Consider the following 1590-nt stretch of genomic DNA (forward strand, 5'->3'; position numbering starts at 1 on the left):
TGCTCATCGCCGATTCGTACGGCCTGCGTAGCTCAGGCATCATCGGGCCCCGGGCAAACACGTCAGGAAGCTCTGCGAGCCGCCGCATCAGTTCGTCGTGTCGGGCCCGACTACCCGCTACCGCACCATCCACCGCCCTCTGCCACAGGTCGTCAAGGACACGCAGGGCCATGGCCGGAGCACGAACAACCGAAACCACTTTGAAAGGATTACGGACCGGCGAATACCTGCCCGGACTCTCGTGCTCGTGCAACCACAACGGCGGGCCGTCCACGCCGATCACCTCATCGGATTGGGCAAATCCCGACCAGTTCCGCTGAGGCTGGATGCGGACACCGAAAAGCTCGGTGAAGAGATCGATATGATCGTCAAAGTGCTCGTTAGGTGAGAGCCGCATCGCCGCTCGCAGGTCCGCACTCGTCCAACCGGCGAACAACCCCGGATACGCCTCCCGGTCCAGTAACCACATCAACGACGCCATCAAAGAATCAGGCCGATCCGCGTAGCTCTCAAACACCTCCTGCACGATCAGATGCTGAATAGCTCCCGTGGAGTCGATCACGAGGAGCCACAGCGATCCGTTGAACTCATGGAACTTCAATCCCAACGGGTGATAGAAATGACCGTGTGGGAGGACGGCCATCTGCCGGCCATGTGGCCCTGCACCGGTCTGGGTAATCTCCCACAGGTGCACCGTCTCCTCGGTAGCATAGGCGAGGATCAGATTGCCATCCGGCAGTTGCCCGAAAGCCATCGCACGGACCCCTGAGGGGTTGAGGGTAAGGTCACCTGCCGGTTGGGCCGTTGGCCTGCCGCCGGTCTCGGTGATTTTCCACAGGTGAAGCTTATCGTCGCCGCCAAAGGCGAGGATGAGATTACCACCCGGCAGCTGCCCGAAAGCCATCGCTCGGACCATGGTGGATTGGACGGCCAGTGGGGCTTCTAGCGGTTGTGCCGTCGGTCCATCTGGGGTCTCAGTGATTTCCCACAACCGGACCGTTATGTGATTCACGTAATCGTTGTCGAAAGTTCCAAACCCGGCTGGTCTCGGTGGCCCGACGGGTATCTCGGTTACCTCGGCGACGGCGAGGAGCAGGTTGCCACCCGGCAGCTGCCCGAACGCCAAATTCTTCACCTTCGAGTTGTGGGCGGGCAGTGGGGCTCCTGCCGGTTCTACCGTGGGCCCGTCGTCGGTCTCGGCAATTTCCCGCAAGTGGACCATCCCGGCTTTCTCGCCGACGGCGAGGAGCAGGTTGCCACCGGGCAGATGCCCGAGTGCAAGGCTCAGCGAGTTAATGGGAGAATCTAGCACCACAGGGGCATGAGCGTCGCCCATCAGCCACAAATGCACCTTGCCGGATGCCGGATAACTAGGATGCCAATTATCAAGGCTGGCCGCGACGAGGTAGCTTGCACCAAGCATCCCGAAAGCAGGATAGTCGATATAATAAAACTCATTAACTCCAACGGAGGCCCTTTCGGCGGGGCTGACCGCAAATGTTGGCCGTCCGGTTGGGTGGGTTTGTTGTTGGGTGAGGAGTTCGTGGTATCGGCCTTCGATAATTCGGGCGTCGCGCTCGTATGGAATGG

General features: G+C 60.4%; 1 protein-coding gene. It reads right to left on the bottom strand.

The annotated features are described in order from the left end of the window. The coding region (locus ACWDVW_RS32575) for a WD40 repeat domain-containing protein (RefSeq protein ID WP_449956818.1) at window positions 1-1590 on the bottom strand (1590 nt) is incomplete at both ends.

Source organism: Micromonospora sp. NPDC003241, assembly GCF_053589795.1.